Origin of the sequence: Chryseobacterium mulctrae (assembly GCF_006175945.1) — a bacterium.
GTDB lineage: Bacteria > Bacteroidota > Bacteroidia > Flavobacteriales > Weeksellaceae > Chryseobacterium > Chryseobacterium mulctrae.
In genome coordinates this window covers 3,670,952-3,688,643 of the sequence record NZ_VAJL01000001.1, presented here as the reverse complement: position 1 = coordinate 3,688,643, position 17,692 = coordinate 3,670,952, and the positions used below count along the sequence as shown (strand labels likewise).

Here is a 17,692-nt window from a genome sequence, read left to right as displayed (position 1 = left end):
AAAATTGAGTTTAAAGGGTGTTTAAACGTTAGAATTACCAACGTTGAGATTCGGAAGTAAATCGTGAGCTGAATTTTATACCTGTTATAGATTCTCCACTATCATTTGTTTTTGGAGGGAGATCAGCTGTTCCTTCTCCGGTAGCAACTAATTTCAGCCACTCGATGGCATCACCATATCTTTGAGATCGTACTTCCGGCATTGCTTTTCTGTTTGCTCCAGTGTAAAGATGGTACAGCGCACAATCCATAGTGATCATTACGATGTGGCTGTTTCTCGCATCACCAGTTGCAGAAAAAATTTTGTTGGTGTCATACTTTCCAAATAAATAGTTTTTCACCTGACTGATAGCCGTTTGTTCGGCTGTACTTAACTTTGTATTTCTTTCGTTGTTTTCTTCTTCGCTTTCTTCGTCAAAATAGTCTTCTAAGAGAACATCTTTGATTTCTCTACGAACTAATAAACTATAATCATTATCTGTGATAAATGCCATTAGAATCTGTTTTTTTGTTTTTTTATTACGTCTTTTCGACTGGTTGTTTTGAGAGGTGTTTTGTTTGTGAGAGCTGCAACATTTAATTTGCTTATCGCACTTTGCAGAGCATCGGGAGCATCGTCATGTGCGCCCGAACCTTTGGCAAATGCTAATAATTGATTTATTGTTTCGTGAAAATCAGTTGAGCCTTTTTCAGCTTCATTAAACCAGACATTGCCTCTTTCAAAATATCCGGACATGCTTTCGATACGGTCGAATTTTCCTTCTTTATTTTTTTTGTCAGCAACAACCGGAATGTACCAGCCTTCCTCGTCTCCAACCGTATCGAAATCATTTACAAATTCATCCTGAGCAAAAAGCCCTTCTATGAGATATTGTATGTTAAGTTTTAAAAGGTTCTGATCTTTTACAAATTCGTATAGCCATTTTGCAACATTGTATCTTGTAGTTTGACGGACATAGGCTTTTAGTACGTGAAATTCCCTGCCTATCTTTCCGGCGAAAATCATTGCCTTAAAGTCTCCGGCTTCTTTGTATGATAAATCTCCGTAGAACATTAAAGCTTCATAAGATCGAAACTGTAATCGTGCTTTGTATTGAATCTGCTCGTTTTTGAAAATTGTACCTTCAATAATGTGAACGTGCATATACTCACGCATGAAACTTCTGTACGGAGTGGAAAGGTATTTTTCCTGCCAATAAGCAGCTGTTGTTTTTTCCGGCCAGTTTGGCTCAAAGGTTGTCAGGTCTTTTACAGCTGCAACCGTTAGAACAAAAAACTTTGATTTTATTCCTGCTTCTTTCAGCCTTGCATTAATCAGCTTAAATTCTTCTTTCAGGAGATTGATTAGACAGTTTTTGTGGAAATTGTTATTAGCAACCACAAAACGTCGGTATCTTGAACCTTCATCAAATGTTCCTTTTGCATCTTCCCAGGCGAAATCAAAAAGCTTTTTAGAAAGATCATCGTTATTTACTCTTTGTCTGGTATCAACATCATCAAAAACGATATAGTCAGGACGGGCGTTACCTTCCCTCAAACCTCTGGGTGATTGCCCAGGAGTAGAGGTCATAAACTTTGCGCCGTCAGTTGTTGTAAAATCTCCTTCAGACCAATCGCCGAATTTAAATTTCTTACCGTAATAGTGAATGAAAGTTTGATTGTTTGCAAATTCAGCCTGGATATCGGAAATTAATTTCTTTGCTTTTTTGTCTGTTTGACCGAACAAAAGCATGAATTTTAATTGCCCTGTCACATACAAATACATTGGAATACCTAAATCAATATGAACGGATTTAGCTCCGGAACGGTAAATTTCGGCAAGTACATCGCAGACTTCATTATTAATAATAAGGTTTGCAAGTTTTCTGTGATACCAGGCGCATTTTACTTTTGCATAATGTGGGAACATTTTCTCAAACCAAATGATATAATCTTTCTCCCATTCCAAGCGTTCCTTTCTTCTGTCTGTAGGTGATTGATTTGGATCAAGTCCGGAACCAGTAGTTCTGTGAATGCCTTTACAATGCTCATCATATTCGAGGAGCATTTTTTCAAAGGCTTTGGTTAGTTTAAAATTACTCATTGTTCCTGTTGTACTTTGTGCAGTAAAAACAGCTTATGCCATTCAAGGAAACTTATTGCGATATCCGGGTCTTGCGATGCCATCCAGGAATCAAACTCTTTAAGAACTGCCATTACCACATGAGCCGAAATGGAATCGGATAGTAATTCCATAGCTTTTCTTACTTCTGTGATAGCCTTAACATCAAGCTTCGATTGTTTACCCTCAGCAAGATCACTGAGTTCTGACATTAAAACTTTTTTAATATTGTTTGGCGCAGATAAATATTGCTTCCTTTTATCGTCCCAGGAGATATCGCCCTGAATCCCTTTTCGCCACCTACCGATAGTTTGTTCTGTCACACCAACTGCATCAGCGATTGCTTTTGCCGTGAGTCCGTCTTCGATAAACATCCTTTCGGCAATAGCTCTTACAGGCTCATTGTTTACTCTTTTTGACATGTACTTTTTCCGCAAAAATCCAAATGTAAAAGGCACATTTTTTAAAAAGTGGCAACCGTTGCAGGTCTTTAAAAAATGGGTTTAATCCTGTTTTAAGTTTGCTAAAAATTCAAGCAACGCAATGATATTTGGAATCAAAGACAATGTTTTAACGATGTACGGAACCATCTGGGAATATGATGGTCAGGACTTTGTGTATTATCTATCAAGATTAGAAAGTCAATACTCTGAAATTACGATCAGATTACACACGTACGGCGGTTCTGTCTTTGCCGGAAATCTTATGTGTAATGCTTTGGAACGCTCATCAGCAGACATTACTATTATTATAGATGGGTTAGCCGCTTCTATGGGTGCGATTTTCATACTATCCTCCAAGAAAGTAAAAATTGTAAATAACGGATACGTGATGATTCACGCACCCCATAGTGGCTCCTATGGTAACGCTCAAGACCATGAATCAAATGCAAAGCTTCTTCGATTAATGGAAGAAAACTTTGTTGATAAATTGATGCTTAGGACTGGAAAAACTGAAGCTGAAGTAAAAACATGGATCAGTAAAGATACCTGGTTAAGTGCAAAAGAAGCTTTGGCTCTTGGTTTAGTATCTGAAATACTTCCGGCATCAGTTGAAACCGTTTATCCTGCTTTCGATCCTGAAGATGTTGGAGAAACTGAAGTTTATAATATGTATGCAAGCTTACTTACATCGATTCCTACAGCAGCGGTAAGCGCCTTTAATAATTACGAAAACCCTAACAAAAATTTTAACGACAATATGAAACAGTTACTTATTACTGCATTGGCTCTTACTGGGCTCGATGCTAACAGTTCTGACAGCGCAGTTTTGGCAGCTGTTCAGGAAAAAATTACAGGCGCAGAAAAGAAGGCGACTGATGCTGAGGCAAAACTTAAAACCGTTGAAGAAAACCGTATTGATTCTTTGATTGAAGCCGCTGCTTCAGGTGCGAAAAAAGAATTTACTCCGGAAGAAAAATCAACGTACAAAACCATTGGAGCAACTTCAGGAGTTGAAGCTTTGGAAATGGTTTTGAAAAATGTTGCAAAACCTATTGCTCCGGGAATTGGTGCGATGATTCAAACTGGTACACCAGGAGCGTCTGTTACAGGTCGTGAGTCTTGGACTTTTGACCAATGGCAAAAGGAAGATCCTAAAGGATTGGAAGCTTTGGCTTCAGCCGACAAAGAGAAATTTAACACATTGTTTAACGCTAAATACAAGAAATAAAAATGGCTGAATTAATAGACGGAGAATGGCTGAGAACCTACGTCGACCCTCAACTTTTAGAAGATTTTCAAAATGTAAATGATTCTTTTATTGCAACATTACCAAGAGCTAATAAAGCAGCTATTGATGCAGAAGGCATCAAATTTCAAAAATTAATCAACAATGTTGGTTTTGTGGTTAATGCTACAGAAGATTTTGAACCCTTAAAAATGACGGGTCAAAAAGGCTTTATTGGTTATGATAAATTAGATACTACTCCGACATCTTACACCGATGCAGAATTAAGAGCAATGGTATATGATAAAGAAGCAACAATCAGAAAAGCTCACACTACCTCATTTAGAATCGGAGTACGTAGATATTGTATGAATAAATTGGCTCCAAAAAAACACGTTGCTGATAAAATGCCAGTAATCAGAACTACGGGAGAAGTATTTAAAGGTAGAAAAAGAATGACCTATGCTGATTTAAATACGTTTCTTTTTGAAGAACTTGTTTCTTTAAATCTTACTGATCCTGATCAACAGTATCTAATTCTTTCTAATGAGCACAAAGCCGATTTGATACATGATCGTGCAAGTACAAATAATTACAGAGATTTAGAGGTTGATAAAAATACTGGAGCATTGAAAAGATTCTTCAATCTGCAGATTTTTGAAAACACTGAAACACCTTTGTACGGGGCTAATGACGAGTTGAAATCTTTAGGTTCTGTTAAGGCTGCCGGAGATCAGGGGTCGTCTGTATTCTATTATGCTCCTAATTCGGTTTACCATATCGAAAGTGTGCTTTCATTAATAAAAGAACTGAAAACTGATACCAGAAGTGCAGACCCAACCGCTGAGTACAGAACTCACTCGTATGGACTGTGCGACAAACGTCAGGAAATTGGCTTCGGTGCAATTGTATCGGGTAATCCAACTCCTTAATCCCAAACGGTTTTTTGGAGTGGTTCGATTCCACTCCTGGGAACAATCAATAATCAACATTATGACAGACGAGCAAAAAAAGTACGCAGAGGATTTTTTCGCTGAAAATCCGGAAGTAAAGGAATTGTTTTTAAATCCTTCAGGTGAATGGTTTACAAACAAAAGTTACGCAAATAACAGCCTCCCGAAAAATAAGGAAGGTGAAAGAGAGGGTAAGATTGATTCAATCACGCCTCAAGCTGCAAAGGCAGGTAAAAAAACAACAACTAAATAATTTTAAGATATGTCAAATTTAGATGGAGCAAGCTTCAAAAAGGGCAAAGTTGGGACTAACAGACTGGCAAGCGATGATGCAATCAGTGGTATTGTCTTATCGGGTGTAAAACCTGCAAATCTTGATTTGTCAACGCCTAAAGTTGTTTATAATATTCAGGATGTTGAAGCTTTAGGAATTACTAAAGAATACGATTCAACCAATAACGTTCACGTTTATGAGCATCTTTCAGAGTTTTACAGACTGGCTCCGGAAGGCACTGAATTGTATCTTATGTTAGAACCTCAGACAGAAAAGCTTATTGATCTTTGTGCTGATCCTGCAAAAACACTTATGATTTTTGCAAAAGGAAAAATCAAGCAAATCGCAATAGGCATTAATTTACTTCCAACTGTAACTAATGTAATGCTTAATGGTATGCCGGATGACGTTTATAACGCTATTGCTGCAGCAAAATTACTTGAGGAATGGTCAGAAGAAAATCACATGCCCGTTTCCGTTTTCCTTGAGTGTTACGCCTGGGGAGGCAATGCAGCAAGTTCTGCCGATTTACGTGATTTAGAAAATTTATCTGCAGAAGGTGTAACATTGGTTAACGGTCAGGATTGGGATGTTGCAGAAAAGAAAACCGGACATGCTCAAAAATACGCCAATATCGGAACTGTTTTAGGTGTTTGCGCCTCGTGTACAGTGGATCAGAACATCGGCGAGAATGAGACTAAAAACCTCACACACGAATCAAAAAAGTTGTTGGTTAATCCTGGTCTTTCCAATCACAAGAAAATCGACGATAAAGAAATTTATCCGCAGTTGCAGACACTTGAAAACAAAGGTTATGTCTTTGGAATGGTTTACGTCGGAATGGCAGGAGTTCGTTTGAATAACGATCATGTTTGCGCACCGATTGTTATTGACGATGATAACAATATCAACGAGCATACGGTCGCTTATGGCAGAACTGCAAAGAAAGTTAGACGGTTACTGAGAACCGCTTACTTGCCTGAAGTAAAAAAATCATATCTGTTAAACGAAACAACAGGAAAGCTTTCTCCCGGATCAGTTGTCGCCCTGGAAGATTTAGGAGATCGAAAGTTTGGTGATATGCAACGAGCTTCTGAAATCTCTTACGGTAAAACAACCGTTGATCGTGAAAGTGATTTGGTTGTTGCAAAAACTTTAAACATAGGCTTTAAAGTAGTGCCAAAAGGTAATGTTGGTGAAATTAACGGAACAGTTAACCTAAAATCTCAAATCTAATCATGGCGGAAATTATCAGAAACGGCAAAGCGTATGACTCAGCCGACGTAAAAGTTAAAATCAACGGTATTCCTATCGAAGTAAAATCACTTACCTATGGGAATGAGCAGGATCACCAGTTAAATCATACATTGGGTATTAATGCCACTTCTTGGTCTTGGGGGAAAAATACACCGTCATGCTCAATGACTTTAATGATGGGTGACGTAACACCTTTGGAAACCGCAGCACCTGATGGGGATATTAAAAAAATTAAACCCTATACCATGACTGTTGAGTTCGTTAATGATTTTAACGCTATTGTAGTAGATGTGATAGTAGCAAAATTCAAATCAGACGGACGTGAAGTTACAGGCGATATGGGGCTTGAAAAACAATACGAATTATTTGCCCTGAGCGTAAAGCTTAATGTCTTTCCTTAATCTATTTAAAAACCCTTTAAACATAATTTAAAAATGTCAAAAACAGAAAAAACACCTATCGAAACATATCTCCCGGTAGCAGAAGAAGTAAAAAAAGCCATGAAGGAAAAGCATGGTGATAAATTAAGATCAGTGATTTTACCACTTAATGATGAAGCAACGGAAGAAATCGAAATATTGGTAATAATTCCAGAGCGTTCTGTCGTTGGGCAATCAATGAAATATATGAATTCAGATCCCAAAAAAGGACAGGAAATTTTAGTTAGAAATTGTGTTGTTACCGACAAAGAACGTGTAATGGCTGACGATGGTTTATTCTATGCTGCAGCAGGAATGATAACAGAATTAATTCCGATCAGACAGGGAAAGTTTGGGAAAGTTTAGAAAGCTGCGGTCTAAGCTACAACCAGGAGAGTGATTTGGTTATGAAGGCAGATGCGCTAATGAGCCATTTCCTTCATATCCCTTTCCCGGAAAAATTGGACGATGACACCTGGGCAAGTAAATGGGCGCAGATCGGATGGCTCGCAGATCAGGGAATTTTAGGAGTTAAAAAGAAAGATTTATGACAGTCGGCGAATCAGTAGTAATCAATTTAGCGGCACGTTATGCAGCTGCTTTCGGAATAGTAGCAGTAAGCAATGCAATCAATACGGCGGTAATATCGAGAGATGAAAATAAATACAGCGTTGATGTTTATGAGGATTTAGATCCTGCTTTTGAAGATGTAATACTTAAATATAAAGTTGGAAACGACGAATACTCTTTAAAATTTTCTGCAATGCTTGAAGGTGATGGTGATGGCTCTATTTACGCACCACCATTGATGATCAGCTTTAGTAGACCAAAGAATTTGATTGAAACTTCAATAAGTGGTGGTGATGGTGTTGTTATTGAACGTTGGGGAACTAAACCCTGGGGAATCGATATAAAAGGTGTTTTGATTGATGTTGAAAACAGGACTTATCCAACAACAAAGATTAAACAGTTAAACGATTTTTTTGAACAAAATACCGTGATTAGCGCCGTAGGTCTTCAGTTCAGTGATAAAAATATTGACAGCATCTATTTGAAAGACATTTCGATCACTCCGATAGAAGGTTTTCAGGACACCATCCAATTTAGCATACAAGCATCAAGTATAAAAGAAGTAAGCTATACATTACTAAAACCTAATGAGTAAGCAACACCATTACTATAATATTGATTTACGGATCACAATTGCAGAAAGGATACAATTCAATATAGTAAAATCGATTAAAATCGAAAGCACGATTGAAAAATTTTCTGATACTGCAGTACTGGAACTGCCGAGAGAATTTAAAAACGCAATTGTAAATGATAAGCGTTTTTCAATCGAAAGAAAGAATTTACTCGAGCATTTAAAAGTAGGTGATTCAATAGTCATAGAGGCAGGATATGACGGCGAACTGTTCACAGAGTTCTCAGGTTATATTTCCAATGTCGGAGCAGAAATTCCAATCGTTATTGAGTGCGAAGATGAAATGTACATGATAAAGAAAAAACCTTTAATCAACCATACATTTAAATCTACGAACCTCAAGGAACTTTTAAAGTTCATCGCTCCAGGTTACGAAGTCGAAGCTTTGGATATGCCAATCGGAAAATATATGATTGAGCGGGCAAATCCTTACAAGGTCATTCAAGACCTAAAAGAAAAATACGGTGTACGTTGTTTTTTCAAGGGTAAAAAGCTTTATGCAGGTCTTACAGTCGATTTTAAACCGCAAACCGTTCATGAGTTCACATTCGGGAAAAACATTCGGGAAAGTACAGATTTAAAGTACAAAACAGCAGCAAGCCGGAAACGGTTTATTAAAGCAGTTTCCATGCAAAAAGGAAGCGCAAATAAAAAGGTTACCTACGAGTTTGGCGATGTTGGCGAAAGTGAAATTTCACTACATGCACCGCTTAATTTGAACCAGGAAGAACTAAAACAATGGGCTGAAAAAAATTATAACTCAATTGTTTTTGATGGGTATGAAGGTTCAATTGACGGATGGGCTTTGCCCAGAACTGAAGTCGGTGATTCAGCAAAAGTAAAAGACCCGAATTATCCCACGGGTTATAGAGATGGTCAGTACTTTATCGATGGTGTTACAACCACTATAGATGAGTCTGACGGGATAAAAAGACAAAATAAAATATCATTTAAAATAAAAAGTAATGAAGAATATAACCGTCCTACTTATGGTCACATCACTATCACTCCTCGCATGCAGCGCAAGAGTAAAAAGTCCACAACTACAACCACCACAAATCGTCGTCGAACGTGATAGTGTTTTTGTTGACAAATTAGTGACCGTTACAATCAAAGACACCGTTTTAGTAAGCAAACCTGACAGTCTTTATTACAGCGCATACATCGATTGCGTAAACAATAAACCAGTTCTGAGAAATCCGGAACAAAAAAACACCAAAGGTATCAAAGCCGATGTAAAGCTTCAGGATGGAAGACTGATTGTCGATGCTCAGACAGAAGCTCAAAACCTGTTTCTTAAATGGAAGGAAAAGTACGAAAAACAACACAGCGGTCAGGTTAAAATCAAACCCGTTCCTTATCCGGTAATAAAAGAAATTAAGGTTCCAGCTGAACTAAGCAAGTGGGAAAAATGGTATTTAGGAGTTGGTAAAGTGGTTACTTGGTTGCTTTTAGGGGCGTTATTAACCATTATCGTAAAAAGATTATGGAAAGCTTCTTTCAGGCTGTAAGTACAATAGCAGCCAAAGCTCAGCCAATAATGGGTTACTCTTCGTTAGGAGTTGTCAGCGAAATAACAGGAATGACTTGCACAGTCGAAAGGGACGGTTTACCTCCGCTTTTCGATGTCAGATTAAATGCCATAGATCAAAGTTTTGATGATATGTTTTTAATCATCCCGGTTATAGGTTCTCAAGTCCTGTGTTTGGTTGTCGAAAATCAGAAAGCAGAAACGGCAATCGTAAAATATACTGAGGTAGAAAAAGTAATCATCACCATTGGCGGAGCCAGGTTTGAAATGTCAGCAGGGAAATTCGATTTTAAAAACGATCAAAGTGACCTGAAGAAAATCTTAACCGAAACTCTTGACCAACTGAAAGACGCAATTATCACAACGCCTTCGGGTCCGGGACAATTTTCAGACCCAAACAAATTACAGTTTGAAAAATTGAAGTCCGATACTGAAAAACTATTTAAATAATGCCTTTAAACGATGCACAATTCATAAACAGGGTTGTTGACCTCCAAACTGAAATGGAGACAAAAACCGACAGAGCTCAAGCAAAACAAGAGTATGCTCAGAAGCTTTTAGCAGCAATTAAAGAGTATTTAAAAAGCGGTGATGTTGCAATTACAGGAACTTCTAACCAGGGCGCATTTACCGGAACCGGGAAAATTACATAGTCATGAGATACGATATTGAAGTTGACGAAAATTACATACCAGTGCTTAAAAACGGTGATTTTGTAGTTAGCCCGTCAGATACACAACATGTTGAAGATATTACCATGAGCCATCCGGGAGAATACAAAGATGATCCGATGTTAGGCTTTGCTGCAATACTTCAGGTGAAAAAAAATATAAATGTGGAATCGTTTAAACGTGATTTAAAGATTCAACTCGTCTATGATGGCTACAATCCTAATATTGACCTTTCCGGAGGTTTTGAAAATTTGAAAATTGATATATGAGAGAACTATTGACCTATAAGAAAACAGCAATTGCAATACTTACAGCGGTGAAAAAACCCACAGTTGCTATTCCTGCAGTTGGGCTTGTTACATTTTCAAGCTATCAACTGGGAATTTTCCTTTTACTTTTTTTTATGACGCTTGATTTTGTCACCGGAGTTTTGGCATCGTGGATTTTATGGAAGGATTCAAAAGCGCAATCAAACTTTTGGAAGTATGGCTTTTCATCCAGAAGATTGAGATTATCAGTTGTGAAAAGTGTTACTTATTTTTTATTCATTCTCTGTGCTTATTCCTTAGAAACAACTTTTAAATTAAAACCTTTCGGTTCAACCTACACAGATCATCCGGTGACAATTACTTTAGTAACAATTGCAATTGCTTGTAGCATTGAACTCTATTCAATATTCTTTGAAAACCTGCGTAAAGCTGGATTTGATATTGAAAAGAAAGTCCGGACAATTTTTATCAAAGTTAAAAAAGTGGTTACATCAGTAAGAGAATTAAGAGATGGCGATAATAACAGTACTACATAATCAATCATTCCAGGATATCGCAATAGAGAAAACAGGAAATGTTTTAAATGCTTTTTCTATTGCGGTTGCGAATGGTTATGCTGTTTCTGATTTTTTAGAACCTGGAACTGATTTAATTCTTCCGGAAGAAATGGAAATTGATGTCGATGTACTTAATTATTATGCCTCAAAACACCTTCAACCAGCTACGGCGTTAAGAGATCAAAAAGTTATTGAAAAGAGAGGAATTGGAATCATGAAAATTGGATCAAACTTTAAAGTAGATTAATTATGAATGAAAGTTACGACGCAATATTAGCGCAATTACAAGCCGAAAAAGCTAAAAATTCAGACCTTAACGGATTAGATAGCACATCTAAAACTTCAATTTGGTTGGGTATATTCAAAGTTGTAGCCTGGGTGTTTTACAACTTTTCTTTAGCAGCAATTTTACATCTGCAGGAAATTCGAGATCTGATCGCAAATCAAAAAGTTTTCAATCTCAGACGTTATCGTTCTGAAGCTTTACGTTTTCAATATGGTTTTGATTTAGTAGACGAAACTGATCAATTTAAACCAACTTATACAGATAACGGTTCCGAGGTAATAGCAACGGATGAGCAAATTAATAATTCTAAAATTATCAAATATGCAGCTTGTAGTCGAGTGATTGATAACGGAAGAGCAAAGATAGTGGTTAAGATTGCACCTGAAGATTTAAACGAGATTTTTCCAAATGATGTTATGGTTGCATTTGTAAAGTACATTGAAGAAATTTCGCCTGCAGGAGATCATATTACGGTTTTGAACTACAAACCAGACATGTTAAAATTTGCATTTAAAATTAAAGTTGATCCTTTGGTATTAAACGCATCCGGAATGGCAATCTTAACAGCAACATATCCGGTGCAAATAGCAATTGAAAACTTTCTTAAGAATTTGCCATTTGATGGTCAATTAAGCACACAAAAGCTTGAGGCAGCAATATTAGCGGTTGATGGTGTAGAAGATCTTACAACTTTATCTATGGAGTCAAAATGGATTGATCCGGCAGTAAATGGATATGGTTTATATCAACCAATAGCAATGTCGGTAATTCCTGCATCCGGGCGTTTTGAAATAGAAGATTTTAACGGCTTAACCTACATCTCATGAAAGATGAAGTTTTTAATATAAACTTTAGAAAGCTTGGAATTGAAAAACTACCAACGAAAATGCGAAATTCTTTTTGGATTGCATTTGTCCTGGTTCTGATCATTCCGCTTGAAGCTTTGTACAATGAATTTTTGAGAGCCAGGAAGCAAAATTTAATTCGTTTAAAAACGACCTGTCAAAAGTTTTCAATGCAAAAAAGGCTCAATGATGTTTTCGACCCGCTTGATCGTAGAATTGAAATTGTAAAGGCTGTTTTGTTTGATGGGACTTATCTCTACACTGAAGCTGAAGATGATCAATATAAAAGTAAAACAAAATGGCTATTTGGCAATGAAAATCCAATTTACTTATACACTGAAGCGGAATTGTATTCTGAATTTGATTTTATAGTGAAGATACCTAATTCCGGCATTAACCAAATTCAGCTGAAAGCAGAAATCGAATATTATATGCTGCAAAGCAAACAATATAAAATACAAATAATTTAAATGAAGTTCAATATAGAATTTATGCAGACTGGTGGGGTTCCACTTACCAATGACTTGATGCAAAACATCATGCAAGCGATCAAGCTTTATGATGCAGTTGGCGATCTTGCCGGACACATGACGATCATTTCAGGTGGTGATTTGGTCGCAGGATCAACAACGACTGTTAATCCTGGCGTAGTTGCCATTAACGGTGAAGTGCTTCCATTTGAAGGCGGTTTGATAGATACCAATGTTTTCGTTCACGAAGAGCAGATTTTAAAAACATTCCAGGATCAAACGAATAAAGTTTTAATTAAAAAAAGAACGGTAAAGTTCGGTAATGCAGTTGCACCAAATCTTTTTCCCTGGGCGGAATTTGTCAAGCTGCAAACTATCAAAAGCATTCAGAAAAGTTTAGCAACAAAAGCTGATATAACCGTGACTGACGACCACGAAAAAAGAATTAAGAAACTCGAATTAAAAACTGCTCCCATTGAAAACGGTGGTGTTGCTTTTGTCTTCAGACGACCACGAAATGAAATCCCAGCACAGTGGAAAGAATGTACGGATTTAAGCGGTAAAACGATTTTTGGTTACAATGAGTTTGATCCCGATTTTTCAAACTTTGGAGTTCCAGGTGGCGCAAAAACAGTCACACTAACGAAAAACAATCTGCCAAAATTTAAAGTTAGAACACCAATCGTTCAACCGTATGGCAGTAATCAAGGATTAGGAGGTTTTGACGGAGGCGGAAACCAATGGAATTGGAAGACCTTGGAATCTGAACAGATCGGTAATGACGAAGCGTTTAAAATTCTTCCACCACATGAAATAGTATTATTTATAGAACCAAACTTCCAATAAGATGCCAACATTAATAGAGATTTTCGGCTGGTTTGAAACTGGCGACATTCCAACACAAGATCAATTTAGAGCGACATTCGCATCATTTAGACATAAAGAAAATAAGATACCTTTCAATGAGGTTGAAGGACTTGCAACGGCTTTTGAAAATACGGTTACAGATAGCGGTTTTACAGCTTTTAAAGACGATGTAAATACCAAAATTATACAACTGGCAAAAAAGGACGGAAGTAACCTTTTGCCTGCTGACGTGATCAGTTGGAAGGATGCTTTAGGAATTGCGAGTATTGCGGTTGTAGATTCTTTGGACGAAAACGGAGCTGTTGTTGAGGGGAACGTCTACAATAAAGATCAGGTTTTAGTAATGCTCGATATGCTCAGACAGCAAGTTGAAGGTAACAATCAGATTGTTGAGCAAATCAGAGAAACGCTTGTGAGTAATGATCTTAATCTTGATGAACTTCAGGAGATCGTAGATTACATTAAGCAGAACCGTGAAGCTATCGAAGCCTTGCAAGCGGTGATTATCGGATCAACAACGGACGATAAAATCACGTTAACCGGAAACTACTCTACTTGGGGCGCAATCTCCCTTCAAAATCAATTCAATGACACTGTTTATAATAAAATTATTCATGTTGAAGATCAACTTAACGTAGGGAAAATTAAGCATGAAGAAGTTATTCAGGTAAATACAACGATTGATCATAAACTTGATACCATAGATTTATTAGTAGTTGCTATCGACATGGTTACAAAATACAATGTCCCTGTAAGATACCAAATTGTTGATCCTGATAATTTGAGAGTTGAATTTGACGACCTGCCTGTTAATCCCTTAAGAATAACCATAAGAAAACTATAAGTATGGATTTAAAACACTCACTTTACTTTACCACAGCAGGATATAAGCTTGTAGGCAAACCTGAAACTGATTTACTTACAGCAGGTGGAAGTACAAAGCCATACTCTGCATTTTGGACGATCGAAAACTTTAACCCGGCTAATTTTGTTCCTTTCACCCGTTCAATCACTATAAACGGCGTGACAAAGGATTTATCAGCAGATAGAACTTTCACCACAACCGACACGGTGACACGTATTCAAGGAGGTGCATCCGGTTCTTTGGTTTCCGGTGATATTACTTTGGCAGCAGGTTCAAATATGTTTGTTTCTCAAACTGGAAATACAATCACGTTAACCTCTACTGATACAACGTACAATGCCGGAAACGGGCTGACATTGACAGGAACAACATTTACTTTGCCTGTGACCACTTCAGGAACGGGAAATGTTGTAACCGGACTTGTTCAGACTGCAACGGGAATCACTGTGTATATGGGAACAATGCCGACCACTGCCGATTTAGCGAATTATATCCCATTATCACAAAAAGGTGCTGTAAATGGTGTGGCTACTCTTGATGCAAATGGTTTAATTCCATCAACACAATTACCCAGTTATGTAGATGACGTGATCGAAGCTGCTAATCTTGCATCGTTTCCAAATCCCGGTGAATCAGGGAAAATTTATGTTGCTTTAGATACAAATAAAACCTATCGCTGGAGCGGATCGGCGTACGTTTACATTACGTCCGGTGCTGTTGATTCTGTTAATGGGCAAACAGGTGTTGTGGTGCTAAACAAATCTCATATTGGCTTAGGTAATGCAGATAATACGGCAGATGCCGTAAAAAATGTTTTATCTGCAACAAAATGGACTACACCACGAGTAATCAGTATTGCGGGGATGCAACTTGGGAGGTGACAGTCGATGGTACTGCCAATGGTTCCGCAAATTTAGTTTTGGCGAATACGGGCGTGATACCCGGAGCGTACAACAAAGTTACAGTTGATGCCAAAGGACGTGTTACAGCAGGCAATAATGATATTACCGCCAAAAGCTTTTCAGTAACAGCAAACGAGACTTTAACGCATAATTTCGGCACTTATCAGGTCAAAGTATTTATGCTTGATTCCGTGACGAACTATCCGGCATATACTCGTTGGAAAGCAAACACAGCTAATACAATTAACATTGAGTTTGATGTTCTACCAATTAACCCTATAATAATTACAATTGAGCCTGTATTATGATGACTAATTATTCATACTATGAAACGGAAGCCGGCTACAAAATTGACGGCAAAACAAATGAAGATATCGTCATGGCAGGTGGTGGTACTCGTAATCATTTAACAAAGGAAGATTCTTTTTTTCATTCTGCAAGAAATTTCCCGAACGGAACCTTGATTGAAACCGATGTTGATTATTCTCAGGATTATGGAGACCAATTTCTTTTGGAGATTAAAGGCAATATGTACGACAACTCAATGCCACTGGATGCAAAGATTCAGGGTTATATTTATCTAAATGGTGCAAATCCTCTTTTAAATGTTGCAGCTTATACAACTTGTTATTATTGGAAAATTATTACTGCTTTAAATCTTAACGGAAAGCTTTGTTTTTGGTTTCCGCAATTGTCATATTGGCAAGGATTTGACGTAAAATTAACTCGTGGCTATGGCGGAATAGAACAGGGACAAAATAGGGTTGTCAACGTTTCAGATAGTGCCGATCCGGGTGGAACAAAAAGAGTTTCGATCTATCTTAAAACTTTAGCTACTCAGGAATATGTTAATGAAAATTTTGCAACTATTCAGAATTTAAATTCAAAAGCTAATGGTCAGGAAAATGCAAGAGCTATTGGATTTAGTTCAGGAACTTATCCTACAGATGATGGTATAGAATTTCCATATTTTTATTTTGATAATGGTACGAAAACAGGTTACATTCCAATAGCTACACACGGTTATGTTAATTCTAAATTAGCAGTAGAATTAGAGAATTATGTTCCTAAGTATGTAGCATCCACAATTCATGCACGTAAAACTTTCATTGGAGGCACTGGAAATGATTATATAGGTTCTGCAATAATGATTAATGGTAACGGACAAACAAATACTATTTATCCTACATTAGCATTTCATCAACCGGGATTATACGCTGCCACTTTAAGTCATAGAGGTGATGGTTTTCATTTCATGGATATGTCGGGAACAAATTATCATAATATAACTTCTTTAGGATTTATTAAAACAGGTTCATCTGATTCAAAAGTACTTTTAGGTGGTGGTGGTGATAAATCTATTTCAGATTTTATTACTGTTGATAGTTGGAATAATATTACAGGAAAAAAATGGTTTAAAACTGATAATGGAAATGACTGGGATAATAATACTTTACGAATTCATGGTATAAATGGTCATGACGCAGGTTTATCATTTTATAGAGACGGCGTTGATATAGGACAACTTATATTTGATGGCTATTATTTTAAAACTACAGATTCAACTGGTACCGGATATAAAGGAATAAAATCGAGTCAATTTATAAAAAATGGTTCAGATGGTAATCATGTATTATTAGGTGATGGAAATGATAAAGCCATTTCAGATTTTGCTGGTGCTGTAGATAATGCTACAGCTATTGGTTTTATAGCAGGTTTAGCAGAGGCGCCTTATATCTATCATTTAACAGCAGGTAATGTAAGGTTAGCGAGATATGACTGGGTATTATCACAAAATTATTTGAATATAACTCAAGGCGACGGAAGATATATCCAAAGAGAAGATTCTTCAATTGTAGGTGCTGGATTTATAGGTAATAGTGAAATTAAACCTTATTTTAAACATTCGACAGCAGGTTCAATTGAACTTGCACCTAAAGAATATGTTCAAAATATTATCTTAAGCAGAGTACTTTCAGAAAATAATGCATTTGCTTTAGGTTTTGTTGGAGGTACAGCTAACACACCCTATGTCAAACATGCTAATGGTGCAGAAATTAGATTATCGACTGAAGAATGGTCATCAATCAATTTTGTAACTCTCTTTAGTGATCAAAATATTACAGGTGTTAAAACGCATCTTGTATCTCCCAAAGTTCCTTCAGCGATAGAATCTGATGATGCTGTGCCTCTTGGTCAAACTGAGGAAATTATACAGACACGTATTAATGACACGTTTGCTGAAGTTATTTATCAAAATATCGCAAATGATTTAACATTTAATTTCAGCGCTTACCGAAATGTTAGAGTAGTAACAATTATTTGTAAAGGAAATAACTTTCAAAATATAAGAGTTGAAAACATGCCAAAAGGTGTGACTTTAAAAATAATGAATTCATCCCAGTACTTAAATCCTACCATTTACTTCGATGGCGGTACAATCGTTACAAGTATTGGAAATACTACGTGGGCGGAGTTCTACAGGGATCAGGATGGCGATATTTTCAAAAATAATGTTAACGGAACTAATATAATAAACTAATATTCCAATGGA

General features: G+C 37.0%; 25 protein-coding genes. 22 read left to right on the top strand and 3 right to left on the bottom strand.

Annotated elements, in window-relative coordinates; translation table 11 throughout:
* Nucleotides 1-34: 34 nt before the first annotated feature.
* From FDY99_RS17105 to FDY99_RS17095, 3 genes are read right to left on the bottom strand one after another with little or no spacing between them, the layout of a single operon-like run.
* Nucleotides 35-493, bottom strand: a complete 459-nt coding sequence (locus FDY99_RS17105) for a phage protein Gp36 family protein (RefSeq protein ID WP_139422988.1) — start codon at nt 491-493, stop codon at nt 35-37.
* Entirely contained in the window at nt 493-2,082 is a 1,590-nt protein-coding gene (gene terL, locus FDY99_RS17100; protein ID WP_139422987.1) for a phage terminase large subunit, read from the bottom strand. The genes FDY99_RS17105 and terL overlap by 1 nt, the downstream gene beginning before the upstream one ends.
* Nucleotides 2,079-2,522: a helix-turn-helix domain-containing protein gene (locus FDY99_RS17095; protein ID WP_139422986.1), complete on the bottom strand. Its 444-nt coding sequence runs from the start codon at nt 2,520-2,522 to the stop codon at nt 2,079-2,081. The genes terL and FDY99_RS17095 overlap by 4 nt, the downstream gene beginning before the upstream one ends.
* A gap of 121 nt (nt 2,523-2,643) precedes the next feature.
* Between FDY99_RS17095 and FDY99_RS17090 the strand changes: the two genes are divergently transcribed.
* The 22 genes from FDY99_RS17090 (at nt 2,644) to FDY99_RS16990 (ending at nt 17,680) form a co-directional block, all read left to right on the top strand.
* Nucleotides 2,644-3,771, top strand: a complete 1,128-nt coding sequence (locus FDY99_RS17090) for a head maturation protease, ClpP-related (RefSeq protein ID WP_139422985.1) — start codon at nt 2,644-2,646, stop codon at nt 3,769-3,771.
* Between the two features lie 2 nt (nt 3,772-3,773).
* Nucleotides 3,774-4,700: a hypothetical protein gene (locus FDY99_RS17085; RefSeq protein ID WP_139422984.1), complete on the top strand. Its 927-nt coding sequence runs from the start codon at nt 3,774-3,776 to the stop codon at nt 4,698-4,700.
* Nucleotides 4,701-4,761: 61 nt separating this feature from the next.
* Nucleotides 4,762-4,974 (top strand): hypothetical protein, encoded by a 213-nt coding sequence (locus FDY99_RS17080; protein ID WP_139422983.1) that lies wholly within the window; start codon nt 4,762-4,764, stop codon nt 4,972-4,974.
* A 9-nt stretch (nt 4,975-4,983) separates the two neighbouring features.
* Nucleotides 4,984-6,231, top strand: coding sequence for a DUF2586 family protein (locus FDY99_RS17075; RefSeq protein ID WP_139422982.1), 1,248 nt, complete (start codon nt 4,984-4,986; stop codon nt 6,229-6,231).
* Between the two features lie 2 nt (nt 6,232-6,233).
* Nucleotides 6,234-6,653 carry a hypothetical protein gene (locus FDY99_RS17070; RefSeq protein WP_139422981.1) on the top strand — a complete coding sequence of 140 codons (420 nt, stop codon included), beginning with the start codon at nt 6,234-6,236 and terminating at the stop codon, nt 6,651-6,653.
* 33 nt (nt 6,654-6,686) lie between these two features.
* Complete coding sequence (locus FDY99_RS17065; RefSeq protein WP_139422980.1) at nt 6,687-7,037, top strand: hypothetical protein; 351 nt, start codon at nt 6,687-6,689, stop codon at nt 7,035-7,037.
* Between the two features lie 41 nt (nt 7,038-7,078).
* Complete coding sequence (locus FDY99_RS23035) at nt 7,079-7,222, top strand: hypothetical protein (protein WP_162304181.1); 144 nt, start codon at nt 7,079-7,081, stop codon at nt 7,220-7,222.
* A complete protein-coding gene (locus FDY99_RS17060) occupies nt 7,219-7,836 on the top strand; it encodes a DUF6046 domain-containing protein (RefSeq protein ID WP_139422979.1) in 618 nt (205 codons plus the stop codon). The genes FDY99_RS23035 and FDY99_RS17060 overlap by 4 nt, the downstream gene beginning before the upstream one ends.
* Nucleotides 7,829-8,950 (top strand): hypothetical protein, encoded by a 1,122-nt coding sequence (locus FDY99_RS17055; protein ID WP_139422978.1) that lies wholly within the window; start codon nt 7,829-7,831, stop codon nt 8,948-8,950. Before FDY99_RS17060 ends, FDY99_RS17055 begins: the two co-directional genes overlap by 8 nt.
* 22 nt (nt 8,951-8,972) lie before the next feature.
* Nucleotides 8,973-9,386 (top strand): hypothetical protein, encoded by a 414-nt coding sequence (locus FDY99_RS17050; protein ID WP_162304180.1) that lies wholly within the window; start codon nt 8,973-8,975, stop codon nt 9,384-9,386.
* The gene (locus tag FDY99_RS17045; RefSeq protein WP_139422976.1) at nt 9,362-9,856 is read left to right on the top strand and encodes a hypothetical protein; all 495 of its coding nucleotides are present in this window, start codon (nt 9,362-9,364) and stop codon (nt 9,854-9,856) included. The genes FDY99_RS17050 and FDY99_RS17045 overlap by 25 nt, the downstream gene beginning before the upstream one ends.
* On the top strand, nt 9,856-10,059 hold the full coding sequence (locus tag FDY99_RS17040) for a hypothetical protein (protein WP_139422975.1): 204 nt from the start codon (nt 9,856-9,858) through the stop codon (nt 10,057-10,059). Before FDY99_RS17045 ends, FDY99_RS17040 begins: the two co-directional genes overlap by 1 nt.
* A 2-nt stretch (nt 10,060-10,061) precedes the next feature.
* The gene (locus FDY99_RS17035; RefSeq protein WP_139422974.1) at nt 10,062-10,346 is read left to right on the top strand and encodes a hypothetical protein; all 285 of its coding nucleotides are present in this window, start codon (nt 10,062-10,064) and stop codon (nt 10,344-10,346) included.
* On the top strand, nt 10,343-10,882 hold the full coding sequence (locus tag FDY99_RS17030; protein ID WP_139422973.1) for a phage holin family protein: 540 nt from the start codon (nt 10,343-10,345) through the stop codon (nt 10,880-10,882). The genes FDY99_RS17035 and FDY99_RS17030 overlap by 4 nt, the downstream gene beginning before the upstream one ends.
* Nucleotides 10,857-11,150, top strand: coding sequence for a hypothetical protein (locus FDY99_RS17025; protein WP_139422972.1), 294 nt, complete (start codon nt 10,857-10,859; stop codon nt 11,148-11,150). The genes FDY99_RS17030 and FDY99_RS17025 overlap by 26 nt, the downstream gene beginning before the upstream one ends.
* A gap of 2 nt (nt 11,151-11,152) precedes the next feature.
* Entirely contained in the window at nt 11,153-12,016 is an 864-nt protein-coding gene (locus tag FDY99_RS17020; RefSeq protein ID WP_139422971.1) for a hypothetical protein, read from the top strand.
* Nucleotides 12,013-12,504, top strand: a complete 492-nt coding sequence (locus tag FDY99_RS17015; RefSeq protein ID WP_139422970.1) for a hypothetical protein — start codon at nt 12,013-12,015, stop codon at nt 12,502-12,504. The genes FDY99_RS17020 and FDY99_RS17015 overlap by 4 nt, the downstream gene beginning before the upstream one ends.
* Nucleotides 12,505-13,350 carry a hypothetical protein gene (locus FDY99_RS17010; RefSeq protein ID WP_139422969.1) on the top strand — a complete coding sequence of 282 codons (846 nt, stop codon included), beginning with the start codon at nt 12,505-12,507 and terminating at the stop codon, nt 13,348-13,350.
* A gap of 1 nt (nt 13,351) precedes the next feature.
* Nucleotides 13,352-14,215, top strand: a complete 864-nt coding sequence (locus FDY99_RS17005; RefSeq protein WP_139422968.1) for a hypothetical protein — start codon at nt 13,352-13,354, stop codon at nt 14,213-14,215.
* 2 nt (nt 14,216-14,217) lie between these two features.
* The gene (locus FDY99_RS17000; RefSeq protein WP_139422967.1) at nt 14,218-15,117 is read left to right on the top strand and encodes a hypothetical protein; all 900 of its coding nucleotides are present in this window, start codon (nt 14,218-14,220) and stop codon (nt 15,115-15,117) included.
* Nucleotides 15,066-15,446, top strand: coding sequence for a hypothetical protein (locus FDY99_RS16995; protein ID WP_139422966.1), 381 nt, complete (start codon nt 15,066-15,068; stop codon nt 15,444-15,446). The genes FDY99_RS17000 and FDY99_RS16995 overlap by 52 nt, the downstream gene beginning before the upstream one ends.
* Complete coding sequence (locus FDY99_RS16990; RefSeq protein WP_139422965.1) at nt 15,443-17,680, top strand: hypothetical protein; 2,238 nt, start codon at nt 15,443-15,445, stop codon at nt 17,678-17,680. The genes FDY99_RS16995 and FDY99_RS16990 overlap by 4 nt, the downstream gene beginning before the upstream one ends.
* Nucleotides 17,681-17,692: the final 12 nt, after the last annotated feature.